At 28.8% G+C, this 15,653-nt stretch carries 17 protein-coding genes; 13 read left to right on the top strand and 4 right to left on the bottom strand.

The window, feature by feature from the left end:
• Positions 1-35: 35 nt before the first annotated feature.
• From WG950_RS08865 to atpG, 10 genes are all read left to right on the top strand, one after another.
• On the top strand, positions 36-2,264 hold the full coding sequence (locus tag WG950_RS08865; protein WP_340931748.1) for a tetratricopeptide repeat protein: 2,229 nt from the start codon (positions 36-38) through the stop codon (positions 2,262-2,264).
• Complete coding sequence (locus WG950_RS08860; protein WP_077810723.1) at positions 2,264-2,692, top strand: bactofilin family protein; 429 nt, start codon at positions 2,264-2,266, stop codon at positions 2,690-2,692. The genes WG950_RS08865 and WG950_RS08860 overlap by 1 nt, the downstream gene beginning before the upstream one ends.
• Positions 2,658-2,876 carry an AtpZ/AtpI family protein gene (locus WG950_RS08855; protein ID WP_077810724.1) on the top strand — a complete coding sequence of 73 codons (219 nt, stop codon included), beginning with the start codon at positions 2,658-2,660 and terminating at the stop codon, positions 2,874-2,876. The genes WG950_RS08860 and WG950_RS08855 overlap by 35 nt, the downstream gene beginning before the upstream one ends.
• Complete coding sequence (locus WG950_RS08850; RefSeq protein ID WP_340931744.1) at positions 2,869-3,258, top strand: DUF6168 family protein; 390 nt, start codon at positions 2,869-2,871, stop codon at positions 3,256-3,258. The genes WG950_RS08855 and WG950_RS08850 overlap by 8 nt, the downstream gene beginning before the upstream one ends.
• A gap of 78 nt (positions 3,259-3,336) precedes the next feature.
• On the top strand, positions 3,337-4,470 hold the full coding sequence (gene atpB / locus WG950_RS08845; RefSeq protein WP_077810726.1) for a F0F1 ATP synthase subunit A: 1,134 nt from the start codon (positions 3,337-3,339) through the stop codon (positions 4,468-4,470).
• Positions 4,471-4,544: 74 nt separating this feature from the next.
• Positions 4,545-4,736, top strand: coding sequence for an ATP synthase F0 subunit C (gene atpE, locus WG950_RS08840; protein WP_013620961.1), 192 nt, complete (start codon positions 4,545-4,547; stop codon positions 4,734-4,736).
• A 94-nt stretch (positions 4,737-4,830) separates the two neighbouring features.
• Positions 4,831-5,331, top strand: a complete 501-nt coding sequence (locus tag WG950_RS08835; RefSeq protein WP_077810727.1) for a F0F1 ATP synthase subunit B — start codon at positions 4,831-4,833, stop codon at positions 5,329-5,331.
• Positions 5,332-5,337: 6 nt separating this feature from the next.
• Positions 5,338-5,895 (top strand): ATP synthase F1 subunit delta, encoded by a 558-nt coding sequence (gene atpH / locus WG950_RS08830; RefSeq protein WP_077810728.1) that lies wholly within the window; start codon positions 5,338-5,340, stop codon positions 5,893-5,895.
• A gap of 21 nt (positions 5,896-5,916) precedes the next feature.
• Positions 5,917-7,494 (top strand): F0F1 ATP synthase subunit alpha, encoded by a 1,578-nt coding sequence (gene atpA, locus WG950_RS08825; protein ID WP_340931732.1) that lies wholly within the window; start codon positions 5,917-5,919, stop codon positions 7,492-7,494.
• 49 nt (positions 7,495-7,543) lie between these two features.
• Positions 7,544-8,410 (top strand): ATP synthase F1 subunit gamma, encoded by an 867-nt coding sequence (atpG, locus tag WG950_RS08820; RefSeq protein WP_079737840.1) that lies wholly within the window; start codon positions 7,544-7,546, stop codon positions 8,408-8,410.
• 60 nt (positions 8,411-8,470) lie between these two features.
• Here atpG and WG950_RS08815 read toward each other — a convergent pair whose 3' ends face one another.
• The 4 genes from WG950_RS08815 to WG950_RS08800 form a co-directional block, all read right to left on the bottom strand.
• Positions 8,471-9,685 (bottom strand): hypothetical protein, encoded by a 1,215-nt coding sequence (locus tag WG950_RS08815; RefSeq protein ID WP_340931728.1) that lies wholly within the window; start codon positions 9,683-9,685, stop codon positions 8,471-8,473.
• 103 nt (positions 9,686-9,788) lie between these two features.
• Positions 9,789-10,574, bottom strand: coding sequence for a LytTR family DNA-binding domain-containing protein (locus WG950_RS08810; protein WP_340931727.1), 786 nt, complete (start codon positions 10,572-10,574; stop codon positions 9,789-9,791).
• Positions 10,575-10,737: 163 nt separating this feature from the next.
• Positions 10,738-11,928 (bottom strand): DUF1501 domain-containing protein, encoded by a 1,191-nt coding sequence (locus WG950_RS08805; RefSeq protein ID WP_340931726.1) that lies wholly within the window; start codon positions 11,926-11,928, stop codon positions 10,738-10,740.
• Between the two features lie 11 nt (positions 11,929-11,939).
• On the bottom strand, positions 11,940-13,307 hold the full coding sequence (locus WG950_RS08800) for a DUF1800 domain-containing protein (RefSeq protein WP_340931724.1): 1,368 nt from the start codon (positions 13,305-13,307) through the stop codon (positions 11,940-11,942).
• 110 nt (positions 13,308-13,417) lie between these two features.
• On the opposite strand from WG950_RS08800, the gene WG950_RS08795 reads away from it, so the two are divergent.
• Genes WG950_RS08795 through WG950_RS08785 form a run of 3 tightly spaced genes read left to right on the top strand, consistent with a single transcriptional unit; the run spans position 13,418 to position 15,600 of the window.
• On the top strand, positions 13,418-13,960 hold the full coding sequence (locus WG950_RS08795) for an RNA polymerase sigma factor (protein ID WP_340931722.1): 543 nt from the start codon (positions 13,418-13,420) through the stop codon (positions 13,958-13,960).
• Positions 13,950-14,474, top strand: coding sequence for a hypothetical protein (locus WG950_RS08790; protein ID WP_340931721.1), 525 nt, complete (start codon positions 13,950-13,952; stop codon positions 14,472-14,474). Before WG950_RS08795 ends, WG950_RS08790 begins: the two co-directional genes overlap by 11 nt.
• Positions 14,455-15,600 carry a hypothetical protein gene (locus WG950_RS08785; RefSeq protein ID WP_340931720.1) on the top strand — a complete coding sequence of 382 codons (1,146 nt, stop codon included), beginning with the start codon at positions 14,455-14,457 and terminating at the stop codon, positions 15,598-15,600. The genes WG950_RS08790 and WG950_RS08785 overlap by 20 nt, the downstream gene beginning before the upstream one ends.
• Positions 15,601-15,653: the final 53 nt, after the last annotated feature.

Genomic DNA, 15,653 nt, shown 5'->3' with positions numbered 1-15,653 from the left:
TAGAAATTAGTTTTAGATAAGAGTTTTTTAATTTTATGAAACAACTAAACAAAATACTTCTATTTACCGTTCTTTTAGGAACAATCTACGCATGTAGTACAAAGAAAGATACTGTTATTAGTAGAAACTACCACGCTTTAACGTCTCATTTTAATATTTTATTTAATGGTGAAGAAGCATTTAAAAAAGGAATAGAAGGTATTAACCAAGGTTATAAAGATGATTGGTTTCAGCAACTACCAATAGAACCAATTGTTTTTGATGATCGTAAAATTGTTGCGCCAACTTTTAAAAACAATAGTCTCGGTGCTGGTTTTGGCAGCAAAAAAGAAAAAACAACAACTACACAACCTGCTGGTCCTTTTGAAAAGGCAGAAGAAAAAGCGGTAAAAGCAATACAAAAACATGGCATGAATATTAACGGTTTAGAAAGAAACCGAAAAATAGACGATGCTTATTTATTACTTGGTAAAGCCCGTTATTATTCGCAACGTTTTGTACCTGCTGTAGAAGCATTTAATTATGTAATTGCAAATTATCCGAATGCAAATTTAATTGCAGAAACTAAAATTTGGCGTGCAAAAGCAAATATTAGAATGGATAATGAAGAGTTTGCCATAGAAACCATGAAACTTTTATTGGTTGTTACAGATACTCTAGAAGCAGATTTGCCAAACGATATAAAAGAGCAAGCAAATACTGCTTTGGCAATGGCTTATGTAAAATCTGATAGTTTACAAAAAGCAAAAAAACATTTAATTTTAGCTACACGAACACAAGAAAATAAAGCACAAGCAGCCAGAAATATGTTTGTTTTAGGGCAAATGTATGCCAATGAAAACAAAAAAGATTCTGCTGCAGCCGTTTTTAACAAACTTGCAAACTTTAAAAAAGCACCATACAAATATAAAATTCATGCAAATATAGAATTGGCAAAGAACGTTGTTAACGATTCTATTTCATCGAGTGTTTTGTCTAGGTTAGAGAAATTGATAAAAGATAGAGATAATAGACCATATTTAGATCAGTTGTATTATCAAGTTGCCTCTTTACACGAAAAAAACGATAGTATTGCTTTGGCTGTAGATTATTACAATAGATCTTTAAGAGCCAAAAATGGTGGCGATAAGCAGAAAAGTTTTACATACGAGAATTTAGGAAATTTATATTTTAAAAACTCTGAGTATCAATTTGCAAGTAGTTATTACGATAGTGTTTTAAATGTTTCTACAGATTCTTTAGCACTTCGAATTAGAAGAGTAAAAAGAAAGTATAAAAACTTAGCGTCGTTAATTAATTTCGAAAATGTAGTTGCTACAAACGATAGTATAATTAGAATTGCATCTTTACCAAAAAATGAGCAAGAATCTTATTTTAAAAATTATATAGAAAATTTAAAAAAGCAAGACGAAGAAGCTGCTCAATTAAGACTAAATCAAATAGCATTTGGTGCAAATTCAAGTTCGTTACAAACTAATAGTAAAGGCGAATGGTATTTTTATAATAGCCAAGTAGTTAGTTTTGGTAAAACAGAATTCCAGAAAATTTGGGGAAAAAGAAAGCTAGAAGACAATTGGCGTTGGTCTGCAAATGCAAGCATCAATACTAGAAATACCGATTCTGTAAATGTTTCAAAAATAAATACTAGGTACGATTTAGCTAGTTATTTAGAAACAATTCCGACAGATAAACAAAAAATAGACACTTTAAAAATAGATAGAAATCAAGCTTTATACGAATTAGGATTAATTTATAAAGAACAATTTAAAAACGAAAACTTAGCAATAAGAAGATTAGAAAGAGTGCTAAGTTTAAATCCGAAAGCCGAGTTAGTATTACCAATAAATTGGCATTTGTATCAAATTTATAATAAAAACGGAAATTTAGAAAAATCGAATACACATAAAAATGTTATTCTATCAGAATATCCCAACACGGTTTTTGCTCAGATTATAAAAAATCCAGAAAATAAAATAGAAAATAAAGAAGTTGTAAACGAGGTAGAAAAAACTTACAAAAAACTATATTATCTTTACAAAAAAGGAGAGTTTAAAAACGTTCTTGTTAATGTAAACGATGTTTTACCTACAATTAATAATTCTAAATTAAAACCAAAATTCGAGCTTTTAAAAGCATATGCAATTGGTAAGTACCTAGATAAAGAAACTTATCAAAGAGCATTAGAATTTGTTGCTATTAATTACGGAAGTACAGAAGAAGGAAAAAAAGCGAAAGAAATTTTAAAACAATTAACAAAAGAGTAATGTTTAGCAGCAAAGAACCTAAAAAAGAGAAGAAAAAAGCAAACCCAAGAACTATGGAAAGAAATGTAATAGCCAAAAACTCTACATTTAAAGGAGATATTGTCTCTGAAGGAGATTTTAGAATAGACGGTATATTAGAAGGTACTTTAATAACTAAAGGAAGAGTAATTATTGGTTCTGAAGGTGTAATAAAAGGTACTGTAGAATCTACTAATGCAGATATAGAAGGTAAATTTTCTGGCGATTTATCTGTAGCAAATACGTTAACAATAAAAAGTACAGCAAATATTTCTGGAGATGTGGTTATAGGTAAACTATCTATAGAACCAGGTGCCACTTTTAATGCTACTTGTGCAATGAAGGGTGCATTAAAAGAACTTAATAAAAGTGGTAATGAAACAAAAAAACGCTCAGAAAAAACCGCTTAATAAAGCAATACAGTTATCTGGTGCGGGCTTGCAAATGGGGTTAACAATATATTTAGGCTTTCTTTTAGGAGAATGGTTAGATAAAAAGTTAGACACTTCATTTTTAACAACAACAATTACTTTAGTTGCTATTTTTTTAGCAACATATGCTCTTATTAAACAAGCAAATAAAATAAATGATTAAAAAAATAGTAATTGTACTCGTAGTTTTTCTTGGTTTACATTTTTCAGGCTTTTTTTTACATCAAATTATTATAGAGAGTTATAAAGAAATACTACCTTTTAACCTGCAAAAACTATATCTTTTTCATAGCGGTTTTTCTATACTAATTTGTGTAAATTTATTATTACTTCAAAGTGTTAATAAAAAACCAGAAGACTTAGGTTATATATATTTAGGAGCTTTATTTTTAAAATTACTGTTTTTTTGCGTAGCCTTTTATTCATCAATAATAGAAAGAGATTCTTTGTCTGTTATAGCAAAATTATCATTCTTATTACCCACTTTCGTTTTTTTATCAACAGAAGGAATTGTCGTATCAAAAATTAGAAATAAAAAACTATAAATTTAAATTTGAAAAAAAGGTTTGTACTTTTGAATTATTGCGTACCTTTGCGCCGAATTTAGAAAGCGTATTTTTACAATGAAGATTGCACAAAAAATAATTAAGTTTTTTACAATAGCAGTAATAGCGGTTATTACAAGTACAACTTTTGCCTCAGAAACAGGTAAGAAAAGCCATTCGGAAAACGATGGTGGTCAGGTAAATACACAAGAAGAAGTTACTGATTATATTAAACATCACTTAAAAGATTCTCACGACTTTACTTTTTTCTCTTATTCTACAGATCAAGGAGAAAGAAAACATTTTGGTTTTCCTTTACCTGTAATTTTATGGTCTAGCGAAGGTTTAGTAACTTTTATGTCTTCAGAATTTCATCATAATGATGATGGACATGTAATTGTAGAAAAAAACGGATTAAAATTCACAAAAATTCATAGCAAGATTTATGAATTAGAAAAAGGAGCAACAGCTGTTTCTTTTGATGAAACACACCACGCAACAAACGCTCATAAAACATTAGATTTTTCGATCACAAAAAGTGTAGTAGGTATTTTATTTGCTTCTCTTTTAATGTTTTTAGGTTTCTCTGCATTAGCAAAACAATACAAATCTAGAAAAGTACCAAAAGGATTTGGTAGAGTTTTAGAGCCTTTGGTAATTTATGTTAGAGACGAAATAGCAAGACCAAATATTGGAGAGAAAAAGTATAAAAAGTTTATGGGCTTTTTATTAACGGTATTTTTCTTTATTTGGATTTTGAACTTATTAGGTTTAACTCCGTTAGGTTTCAACGTAACAGGTCAAATTGCAGTTACAGTTGCTTTGGCTTTATTTACAATGGTAATTTACATTACAAACGGTAGTAAAGATTTTTGGGCACACACATTATGGATGCCAGGTGTACCAGTAATTTTAAGACCAATATTAGCAGTAATAGAATTGGCAGGTTTTATTTTAATTAAGCCTTTCTCTTTGTTAGTGCGTTTATTTGCAAATATTACAGCAGGTCACTTTGTGGTAATGAGTTTAATTGCTTTAATGGTAACAATGAAAGAAGCTTTTGGGCCAGTAGCGTCTACAGGTATGTCTTTAGTGTTGGCATTATTTATTATGGTTATTGAAATTTTAGTAGCCTTTTTACAAGCGTTTATTTTTACGATGTTATCATCGTTATTTATTGGGATGGCTGTTGAAGAACACGATCATCATTAGAAATCTTGATGCATAATCAAGTACAAAAGAAGAATTAGAATTTGTTTAATTAATATATTTAAAAATCAATTAGTATGTACAATTTAATTGGAGCAGGATTAATCGTAATCGGTGGTGGAATTGGATTAGGTCAAATCGGTGGAAAAGCAATGGAAGGTATTGCTCGTCAACCTGAGGCAGCTGGTAAAATTCAAACTGCAATGATCATCATTGGAGCCCTATTAGAAGGTTTAGCATTTGGTGCATTAATCTTAGGGAAAGCATAATTTCCTAAAAAAGAAACAAAAACACTCTTCTGTAACGGTTGGTTACAGAAAGTGTTTTTAAATTAAACAAAAAACAATATAATTAGTTTATAGCATGGAAACTTTATTAAACGATTTTTCACCAGGGTTGTTCTTTATGCAAATCGTCATCTTAATAATTTTATTATTTTTGATGAAAAAATTTGCTTGGAAACCAATTTTAAACTCTTTAGAAGATAGAGAGAATGGTATCGAAGATGCTTTACAAGCTGCAGAAAATGCACGTAGAGAAATGCAGAATTTACAAGCAGATAACGAAAAGCTTGTAAAAGAAGCAAGAGCAGAAAGAGATGCAATGATGAAAGAGGCAAGAGAAATAAAAGACAAAATTATTTCTGATGCTAAAGAAGATGCAAAAGAAGTTACAGCAAATTTAATAGAAAAGGCAAACGCTTCTATTCAACAAGAAAAGCAAGCAGCTTTAGCAGAAATTAAAAAGAATGTTGCAGAATTATCTATTGGTATAGCAGAATCTGTAATTAAAAAAGAATTATCTAACAAAAAAGACCAACTAGATTTAGTAGAAGGTATTTTAAAAGAAGTTACTTTAAACTAAGTATAAATGAAAGACGCAAGAGCAGCATTACGTTACGCTAAAGCAATCTTAAATCTAGCATTAGACAACAAGTCTGAAGCTGCGGTTAATGACGACATGTCGTTAGTAGCTGCTACCATTGCAGAGAACAAAGATTTAGAGGTAATGTTAAACAGCCCTATTGTTAAAGCATCAGACAAAATGAATGTTCTAACGGCATTGTTTCAGGGTAAAGTAAACAATATTACACTAGGTTTATTTCATTTGTTAAAAGATAACAAAAGAATTGCAATGTTGCGCCCAGTTGCACAAAAATATGCAATTGTTTTTGATCACTTAAAGCGTACGCAGGTTGCCAAGGTAACAACAGCAGTACCTTTAACAGAAGAAGTAGAAAAGCAAGTTTTAGATAAAATTGTAGCCTTAACAGGTAACAAAGCAAATCTAGAAAATGTTATAAATCCAGATATTTTAGGAGGATTTATTCTACGCGTTGGAGATGTGCAGTATGATGCAAGTATCTCTAATTATTTAAACGAATTAAGAAAGGAATTTGACAACAGTCATTTCATTCCAAAAATTTAATTATACATCAAATCATAAAAGATGGCAAGTATTAAACCAGCTGAAGTATCAGCAATTTTAAAAGAACAGTTAACAAATTTTGAAGCTAAAGCTACTTTAAACGAAGTAGGAACTGTTTTACAAGTAGGTGATGGTATCGCACGTGTTTACGGTCTATCTAATGTTCAATATGGTGAATTAGTAGAGTTCGAAGGAGGTCTAGAAGGAATCGTATTAAACTTAGAAGAAGATAACGCGGGTGTTGTATTGTTAGGTACTGCTACATCAGTAAAAGAAGGTTCTACTGTTAAACGTACAGAAAGAATTGCTTCATTAAATGCAGGTGAAGGAGTTGTAGGACGTGTTTTAGATACTTTAGGAAACCCAATTGATGGTAAAGGACCAATAGAAGGTACTACTTATCAGATGCCTTTAGAGCGAAGAGCTCCTGGTGTAATTTATAGAGAACCAGTAACAGAACCGTTACAAACAGGTATTAAATCTATTGATGCAATGATTCCTGTTGGTAGAGGTCAACGTGAGTTAATTATTGGAGACCGTCAAACAGGTAAATCTACAGTTGCGTTAGATACTATTTTAAATCAGAAGGAATTTTACGATGCTGGTGAGCCAGTTTATTGTATTTATGTTGCTATCGGTCAAAAAGCTTCTACAGTTGCTGCAATTGCAAATATGTTAGAAGAAAAAGGAGCTTTAGCTTATACTACAATTGTAGCAGCAAATGCATCAGATCCTGCAGCAATGCAAGTTTATGCACCATTTGCCGGAGCTGCAATTGGAGAGTATTTTAGAGATTCTGGAAGACCAGCTTTAATTATTTATGATGATTTATCTAAACAAGCTGTTGCTTACCGTGAGATTTCTTTATTATTAAGAAGACCTCCAGGACGTGAAGCTTATCCTGGTGATGTATTTTACTTACACTCTAGATTATTAGAACGTGCTGCAAAAGTTATTAATGATGATAAAATTGCAAGTGAAATGAACGATTTACCAGATTCTTTAAAAGGAATCGTAAAAGGTGGAGGTTCTTTAACTGCATTACCAATTATCGAAACACAAGCGGGTGACGTTTCTGCATATATTCCAACAAACGTAATTTCGATTACTGATGGACAGATTTTCTTAGATGGAGATTTATTTAACTCTGGTGTTCGTCCAGCAATTAACGTAGGTATTTCTGTATCTCGTGTTGGTGGTAATGCTCAGATTAAAGCCATGAAAAAAGTATCTGGTACTTTAAAATTAGATCAAGCTCAGTTTAGAGAATTAGAAGCTTTTGCTAAGTTTGGTTCAGATTTAGATGCTGCAACAATGAGTGTAATTTCTAAAGGACAACGTAATGTTGAAATTTTAAAGCAAGCTCAAAACGATCCTTTTTCTGTAGAAGATCAAATTGCAATTATTTATGCAGGTTCTAAGAACTTACTAAAAGATGTTCCTGTAGAAAAAGTAAAGAAATTCGAAAAAGATTATATCGATTATTTAAACGCAAAGCATAGAGATACTTTAGATGTTTTAAAGTCTGGTAAATTAACAGGCGAAGCTACTGATGTTTTAGAGGCAGCAGCTAAAGAAATTTCTAAGCAATTTGCATAACATATAGTTATTATTCCCGCGAAAGCGGGAATAATAAAATACTCATAGTATGGCTAACTTAAAAGAAATACGTAATAGAATTACTTCTATTAAATCTACAATGCAGATTACATCTGCCATGAAAATGGTATCTGCTGCAAAGTTGAAAAAAGCGCAAGATGCTATTACGGCTATGCGCCCATATTCTTCTAAACTTACAGAATTGTTGCAAAATTTAAGCGCAACATTAGAAAGTGATGCTAGTGGAGAATATTCTAAACAAAGAGATGTTTCTAAAGTTTTATTAGTTGTTATTACTTCTAATAGAGGTTTATGTGGTGGTTTTAACTCTTCTATTACAAAAGAAGTAGTAAAAACTATAAACGAAAAATATAGCAATACTTCTGTAGATTTATTTACAATAGGTAAAAAAGGAAATGATGTTTTATCTAAAGGATATAATGTTACAGCTAATAGAAGTGATATATATGATGATTTAACTTTTAGTAATGTAGCTTCTCTTGCAGAAAACTTAATGGAGTTATTTGTTGATGGTACGTATGATAAAATTGAAATTGTTTACAATCAATTTAAAAATGCCGCTACTCAAATTACACAGGTAGAGCAATTTTTACCGATTAAACCAATCGAAGGTGGTGATGCAAGTGCTGTAAATTCTGATTATATTTTTGAGCCTTCTAAAGAAGAAATTATAGAGGCTTTAATACCAAAATCTTTAAAAACGCAATTGTATAAAGCATTAAGAGATAGTTTTGCATCTGAACACGGAGCAAGAATGACTGCAATGCATAAAGCAACAGACAATGCTAAAGATTTAAGAGACGAATTGTTATTAACTTATAACAAAGCACGTCAGGCAGCAATTACAAATGAAATTCTTGAAATTGTTGGTGGTGCAGAAGCGTTAAACAACTAATCTTAGTTTTGTAAAATAAAAAAGAGCTTATCATTTATGATAAGCTCTTTTTTTATTTATCTAGTTTTCATCAGGCTTAATCCAATCTGCATTTCTAACAAACAAAATATATTGTGCATAGTCTGTTGTAGATGTGCCATCTATAATATCGTAAGCATCCCAAATGGTTATAAGCTTTTTAACTTTAGTACCTCTAGACGAGTTTAGATAAGGAGAATCTGTAGCATCTAATTTAAGTAAGCTTATCGAGTTTGGTTCTGTAACTTTTTTATAATCCGCTATACCTTCAATATACATAAATAACCTATTATCTTGAGAATACTTAAATCGAGTAAATGCTTTGCCTTTATCTTGCATAAACTTTGGTAACGCTTTACTATCAACAGTTAACCTAGAATCTACATACAACGTATTTAAGCTAACCATTTTATTAGAATAAGGTAATTGCATATCTTTTTTAATTCGACCAGCAAAAGTATATCTATAAGCTTGTAATGTGTGTGAAAAACCCAATCCACTATATAGATTTTTGTTTTCCCAGTTCCTTTGTGTGTATAATCTTTTAAAGTTATGAAACATGAATTTATCTCTACTTCTTGTAACCTTATAATTATTTAAATTGTACGCTATATTTTTTAATAAATTGATCGTATTCATACTCAAATAAGGTTTTTCTTTTTCTATAATCATATCTAGTTTATTCTTAGACCAAGAAATTAAATACTCATTTTCACTATCAATATCTTTATGATATGCTACAGGTAGTTTTTCTTTTAATAGTTTTCTAATCAAATCGAAATCTGCAATTCTATCAATTCCTACTAGATTAAACTTTTTGTCATGAGGAAGTTGAGCATAATAAGCTCTCATTTTTACCCATTTATTTCTATGTTGTTCAGATATTCTACCTATGTAAACTGGCCATTTTTTTAATATCTCCTTCAATGTAATTTCATTTGACCCTTTTATATATTCTTGAAGATAATAACCTTGAGCAATATCCATTTCGGCTAAATATGTATTAATATGTATTTTCTGGTTAAGTTGTGTAAACATTGCGAAATCTATTCTTGGGGATGTTTCAACTTCATGAACTTCGCCTACTAAAAATAGTTTGTTATTATAGAAGCTATCATCAAGTGAATTAAATTGAAGAGAATCTGTCATTTTAACAACTTCTGTATGATCTTCTAAATAGTTAACATATTTACTAGAAGAACAACTTGTTAGAATTAGTAATAAAATTACTGCGATAAAAAAATTAAGAGTTTTCATTTGTTAGTTTTTTAAGTTCACAGCAAATAGAACACATTAAAACAAATGAAAAAAAAGAGTGTGATTAACCTGAGGTTTTTGGGTTAAAATTGAAATACACGGGCTATTTTTGAAGCTCTTGGGACGAATTTGAAAGTCTTTTATTAAGTGCCTTATAGTAAACCTGAGAAATTGGTATAGTCTCTTCGGTTGTTGTAATTCTTATAAAACGTTTTCTAGCATTGCCTTCTACAGTTTTAAGATAATCTAAATTTACCAAGTAAGAGCGATGCACTTGCCAAGCTTTAGGTAGTTGTTTTATAATATTAGATAGCGTGCTTCTTAAAGTTTTTTGTTGCATGCCTTTATCTGTATTAAAATAAATATCTACATAATTCTGTTGGGCTTTTGCAAAAATAAAATCCGATTCAAAAATGGTTAAGGTTTCAGATTTATTGGTTCCATTAATAGTAATTTTTTTAACCTTTTTAGTGCTCGATTTATCATAATCAGGAACTTCTATTTGACCGTATTTAGACCGTAAATAAAGCCACAAAGGCACTACAATAGGTGTAAAAGGTACTCCAAAAGATTTTATAAAACTCCAGATTAATTCATAGGTAAAAGAAGTTAAACCGCTAATTACAAAGAAGTGATAAAAGAAAGAAAAAATAAAGATTACAAATAATGTGCTAATAATATAAATACACTCGTTTACTATAAACCATCGTTTTGTTTGAATTTTGTAAACGTAATTTTCTATAGGATGAAATATTAAAATCGGTATTATTATACAAACGGAATAACCAGAAAGAATTAAATATTTATATGAAAAACTATTACTATTATCAAAAGGCTCTAAGGTAATTAACAAAACCGGAATTACTGTACCTAACAATAAAGCAATCAAAAAAGTAGGTTTCCAATTTTGGGTGTACGCTATCGTCTTATTAAGTGAGATCATTATTCTTTACAATAATATTTATGCCTTAAAAATATATTTTATAATAGCTTGTTAATTATACAATTACAAGACGAACGAATTTAGCAGAATATTTTTAGAATATCAAGTTTTAAATAAATCCTAATTTAGAAAACGATTTGTTTAAAATAGCAGTATCATCAACTTTTAACCATTTGTCTAAAATAGTAGCGTAAATTTCTCTAAAATCTATTTCGTATTTTAAATTTCCGTTTTTATCTAAGTTCGCTAAATTTGGCAAACTATTATACAAACCTTGGTTTTTTAGGTTTTTACCCATCAGAAAAACATTATTTGCTGTTCCGTGATCTGTTCCTTTAGATTCGTTTTGTTTTACACGTCTACCAAATTCTGAAAAAGTAAGAATAAGCACATCATCAAAAGTGTTATTTTTTTGTAAATCATTTATAAAAACTTCCATAGTTTCTGCATACAAATTCAATAATCTTGCTTGTGTATTTGTTTGGTTAGCATGTGTATCAAAACCACTTAAACCAGCGTAATATACTTGGGTTTCTAATCCGGAATTAATAAACTGAGAAATATTTTTTAATTGTTTACCAAATAAATTTTTAGGATATTCTGCGGAAGAGTTTTTTGTTTTCGTTTTTTCGTAAATATGTTTTGCAGACGATTTTGCATCAATCATGGTGTTATACAAATACCCTAAATTATGTTCACTTAGATGCGCATCATTATAATTAGAAACAACGTTGTTAAAAAACGGTGCTTTCATAGAGTTGTAAAACATTTTAGAATCTGTAATTGCTAATCCGTTTTGTGTTTTTCCTTTCATCATTAAAGACAAACTTTCATCCACTTCAATAGCAGTGTAAGGGTTTCCTTTAATAAAATCTAAATAACGCCCAACCCAACCGTTTTGCAAAAACTCATTACTATCACTAGCAGTTTGCCAAATATCTGTAGCTCTAAAATGAGATAAGTTGGGGTTAGGATATCCAACATTATTTATAATACTTAAAAAACCTTTGTCATACAGTTTTTGTAAAGGTTGTAAGCTTGTATGAAGCCCTACTTCATCAGAAATTTTAAATAAATCTGCTTGTTTTAAGGCGATATTATTTCTTTGTTGATAATAAATATCGTTGTTAAAAGGTACAACTGTGTTTAAACCATCATTACCTCCTTTTAACTGAATAATAACTACTTTTTTATTGCTAAATATCGAGTTGGTGTTGTGCTCAAAAGCCTTTAAAAATTGAGGCACAAAAAACATTCCAGAAGCAAAAGTTGATTGTTTTAAAAAATCTCTACGTTTCATGTGTTCTTATTTTAACAAAGTTGATATTCTGGCAAACTCATTAATTGTACAACAAAATCATGTTTAGACAGTTTTTCATTTCTCTCTAACATTTCTGCTGTGCCTTTATTTACTTTTGATGTAATTATTAGATGTACCAAATCTTTATTCGATTTATTTTTAAAATTTTCTTCAAAAGAACTCCAATCTGCACTTACTTTTATAAAAGCTTTTTTTCTTAATTTTCTTTTCTTAAAATTAGTAATCATTGTTTCTTCATCTCCTTTTTCTGAATAAGCAATTTCTGCATTGTTTAACAAAATAGAAGGCAAACGTAAGCGCGTTACAATGGTGTTGCTGTCAATCCAATTTCGTCCAGTTTTCCATCCTGCAACATTAGGCGGACTCAATAATATTTGTCCTAACAATTTTTGAACCAACAGTATTTGGTTCTTTTTTTCAATTTTATAAGGTACAATGGTATTTATACCAACTAAGAGTTCTATAGGCGATTTTATTTTAGTTCCAATATTTTCTTCCGCATAAAACCATTTAGAAAGTAATACAAAACGCATTAAATTTTCGATATTATAATCCTTGTAAAACACATCAACCATCTCATCAATATGCTTTGTTTTGATGTTTTCATTAACAAAATATCGGTAAATTTTTTCTGAAATAAATCTAGCACATTGTTTTTGTTCTAAAATAATATCTATAATATCATCACCATTAAAATTACCTTTTTTACCAAAAAAGAATTTTTCATTATTATCATGGTGTTTTTCTCTAAAGATAAACTCACCTTTAAACTTGTGATTATAACCCGTAAAAGAACGTGCAGATTCTTTAATATCTTGTTCGGTATAATTATCTTGACCAAGCGTAAAAAGTTCCATTAATTCACGTGCAAAGTTTTCATTCGGACTTTTTTTCTTGTTTTGTTTATTGTTTAAGTAACTAAGCATTGCAGCTTCTTTAGAAACCAGTTTTATAAAATCTCTAAAATTTCCTAAGGCATTTTTACGAAGTACATTGTTGTAACTCTCTGCAAACAAAATGTTTTTACTTTCGCAAACAAAATGATTTGCCCAAAATAAGGTCATTTTTTCACGTAAAATTTCTGTAGGATTATTTAATCTTGTAAACCAAGCAATAGAAAATTCTTTTACTTTTTTTCTACTTATTTTTTGAAGTTTTTTTCGCTCTTTTTTAAAATCTTGATAGCTTTTACCATTTAAAAAAGAAGTATCACCTTGTAAAATAGTTGTGTTTTCTGAAGCTTTAAAAAGTTCATTAATAATATTTTTTTTACTTTTTTTTGATAAACAAGCCAATTCTTTTGGTGAAATACCAAAACCAATTCTGTTATATAAATGTTGAATATGTGCTGATTTCATGAACTTTAGACTAAAAGAATTAAAGATAGTTTAATTTTTAGAAATAAAAATTAAGAAAAATGAAACCTTTAACTATCTTTTTCGTTTTTAATAATAGAACCAACTAATTAATGTCTAAAGAATTATATCTTTTAATTTCAAAAAGCAAAAAAGGGAATCAGAAAGCTCAAATAAAGCTCTATGATTTATTTTGTGAAGCGATGTTTTTTATAGCATGTAGGTATCTTAAAAATGAAGAAGAAGCAAAAGATGCAATGCAAGATGCTTTTTTAAAAGCTTTTTTAAATCTAGAATCTTATAAGAAGGACAACAGTTTTGGTGCATGGTTAAAGAAAATAGTTATTAATACTTGTATTGATATATTAAAAAAGAAAAAATTAGAAACTATTTCTTTAGATAATTATCCTTTAGAAATTTTAGATGATACGAATTGGAATTTTGATGCAAACATTGAGAAAAAAGAAATTCTGTATGCTATAGATTCTTTAAATTTTAAATATCAAATAGTTATAAAGTTGTATTTAATAGAAGGTTATGATCATGAAGAAATATCCGAAATATTAAAAATACCGGTAAAAACGTCTAGAACCCAATTAAGAAGAGGAAAATTAGCGTTAAGAAACCTTTTAAAAAATGAAGAATATGGAACGTGATATTAGAGATTTATTTAAGGTAAAAAATGATTTTAAAAAAGATTTACCAAAAAATCATCGTGAAGATTTTATCAAAAAATTAGGTGAACATCAAACTAAAAAAGAACCTAAAAAGAGTTATAAACTTTTAAAAATAGCTGCTTCTTTATTGTTGATAATTTCTAGTGTGTTGCTTTATAAAAATACGATTGCTTTGCCTCAAAAATCAGCAATCGAACTGCAAATGCAAGCTATTGAAAAAGACTATTTAAATTCTATAAACAAAGAATGGAATAGTTTTAAAGAAATTGCAACAGACACGATTTTAGTACATAAATATGAAGAAAAATTAGAGAAATCAAAATTAGAATATCGAAAAATTACAAAACAATTAAAAAATTTTCCAAACGATATTAATTTATTAGAATCTTTAATAACGAACCTGCAAAGACGTTTGCAATTAATTAAAGAAATTAATGAGCACATTAAAGAGTTGAACCCAAAAAACGCCAGTAATGAAACCATATATATTTAGTATTTTATTTTGTATATTAACAAGTATCTCTATTGCACAAACGAAAGAAGTTATTTTAAAAAAGAGTTATAAAGTTGATAAAAACACCATTTTAAACTTAGACTTAGACAATGTTGCCATTATTTTTGAAGAATCTTTTGATGATAAAATTCATTTTGATTATTCTATGATTTTTGGAAGATATTCTAATAGAAAAAGGGAAATGATTAAAAATCAAACTAAAGTTAAAACTACACATAAAAATGGATTACTTACTTTAAACGTAAAAAATTCAGAGTTTTTAGGTATTAATCTTTTATACTATCCAGAATTTACACCAAATTTTAAAACAGATTCTGTTTTTATTTCAATGAAAGATTTTATAAAAAAAGAAAAAGAAAGAAAGGGAGTATACAAAACAAAAGATTCTATTTTAAATGAAATTGGTTTCAGTGAAGGAAGTTATTTAACAGATTTTTTGAAAAGGACAAATAATTCCAAATCAAGAAGTTCTATTAAAAACAAAAAAGTAATTATTAAAAAATTTGTTGTTAAACTCCCTAAATACATGAAATTAAGGGTGAAATCGATAAACTCTAACTTGACTTTTAATTATGATATTACTCAACCTTTACTTTTAAATAGTTTTAAAGGTACTTTTAAATTCAAAAATATTCTTGGTAAAGAAAATAGAATTATTGCTTCGAATGGAATTTTTCAAGCTGAAGAAATTAATAATGGAAGAATAGAGTTTTTAGATATGAATAAAGTGGTTATTGGAGAAATGTCTAATATTAGTTTTGCTACAGAAACATCAAGAATTCAAATTGGTGAAATTGGTAAAAATGTAGGTCTTAACGATTTTAATAGCAAACTTTACCTATATAATTTTAGTAAAAACTTCATAAAATTCAATTTAAAAGGAGATTATTCTGAACTAAATTTATATAACATAACAAAGTCAAACTTTTCTATGGATGTGTTTGGGCATAATACCACTTTAAATATGAACGAAACCAAAACCTCTTTTGGTCTTTCTAAGGATAAAAAACTTGATAAAATTTTAGAGAAAAAAGTAAAAGAAAACAAAGTAAGCCAGGGAAATATTGCAATTGAATTAAAAAACGGAATTTTAAATATCAAGTAAAATTAAAGCCTCAACTATATTACGTTGAGGCTTTATTATTTTATAAAATTGAA

Origin of the sequence: Polaribacter marinaquae, assembly GCF_038019025.1 — a bacterium.
Lineage (GTDB): Bacteria > Bacteroidota > Bacteroidia > Flavobacteriales > Flavobacteriaceae > Polaribacter > Polaribacter marinaquae.
Note: the sequence above shows the minus strand (reverse complement) of the source record. Positions and strands in the feature narration are given on the sequence as shown.

Excerpts from the sequence above, each read along its gene's own strand:
- WG950_RS08815 (WP_340931728.1), bottom strand. The coding sequence starts at position 9,685 with ATGAAAACTCTTAATTTTTTTATCGCAGTAATTTTATTACTAATTCTA.
- atpA (WP_340931732.1), top strand. The coding sequence starts at position 5,917 with ATGGCAAGTATTAAACCAGCTGAAGTATCAGCAATTTTAAAAGAACAG.
- atpG (WP_079737840.1), top strand. The coding sequence starts at position 7,544 with ATGGCTAACTTAAAAGAAATACGTAATAGAATTACTTCTATTAAATCT.
- atpH (WP_077810728.1), top strand. The coding sequence starts at position 5,338 with ATGAAAGACGCAAGAGCAGCATTACGTTACGCTAAAGCAATCTTAAAT.
- WG950_RS08805 (WP_340931726.1), bottom strand. The coding sequence starts at position 11,928 with ATGAAACGTAGAGATTTTTTAAAACAATCAACTTTTGCTTCTGGAATG.
- WG950_RS08835 (WP_077810727.1), top strand. The coding sequence starts at position 4,831 with ATGGAAACTTTATTAAACGATTTTTCACCAGGGTTGTTCTTTATGCAA.
- WG950_RS08855 (WP_077810724.1), top strand. The coding sequence starts at position 2,658 with ATGAAACAAAAAAACGCTCAGAAAAAACCGCTTAATAAAGCAATACAG.
- atpB (WP_077810726.1), top strand. The coding sequence starts at position 3,337 with ATGAAGATTGCACAAAAAATAATTAAGTTTTTTACAATAGCAGTAATA.
- WG950_RS08850 (WP_340931744.1), top strand. The coding sequence starts at position 2,869 with ATGATTAAAAAAATAGTAATTGTACTCGTAGTTTTTCTTGGTTTACAT.
- WG950_RS08790 (WP_340931721.1), top strand. The coding sequence starts at position 13,950 with ATGGAACGTGATATTAGAGATTTATTTAAGGTAAAAAATGATTTTAAA.
- atpE (WP_013620961.1), top strand. The coding sequence starts at position 4,545 with ATGTACAATTTAATTGGAGCAGGATTAATCGTAATCGGTGGTGGAATT.
- WG950_RS08785 (WP_340931720.1), top strand. The coding sequence starts at position 14,455 with ATGAAACCATATATATTTAGTATTTTATTTTGTATATTAACAAGTATC.
- WG950_RS08800 (WP_340931724.1), bottom strand. The coding sequence starts at position 13,307 with ATGAAATCAGCACATATTCAACATTTATATAACAGAATTGGTTTTGGT.
- WG950_RS08795 (WP_340931722.1), top strand. The coding sequence starts at position 13,418 with ATGTCTAAAGAATTATATCTTTTAATTTCAAAAAGCAAAAAAGGGAAT.
- WG950_RS08865 (WP_340931748.1), top strand. The coding sequence starts at position 36 with ATGAAACAACTAAACAAAATACTTCTATTTACCGTTCTTTTAGGAACA.
- WG950_RS08860 (WP_077810723.1), top strand. The coding sequence starts at position 2,264 with ATGTTTAGCAGCAAAGAACCTAAAAAAGAGAAGAAAAAAGCAAACCCA.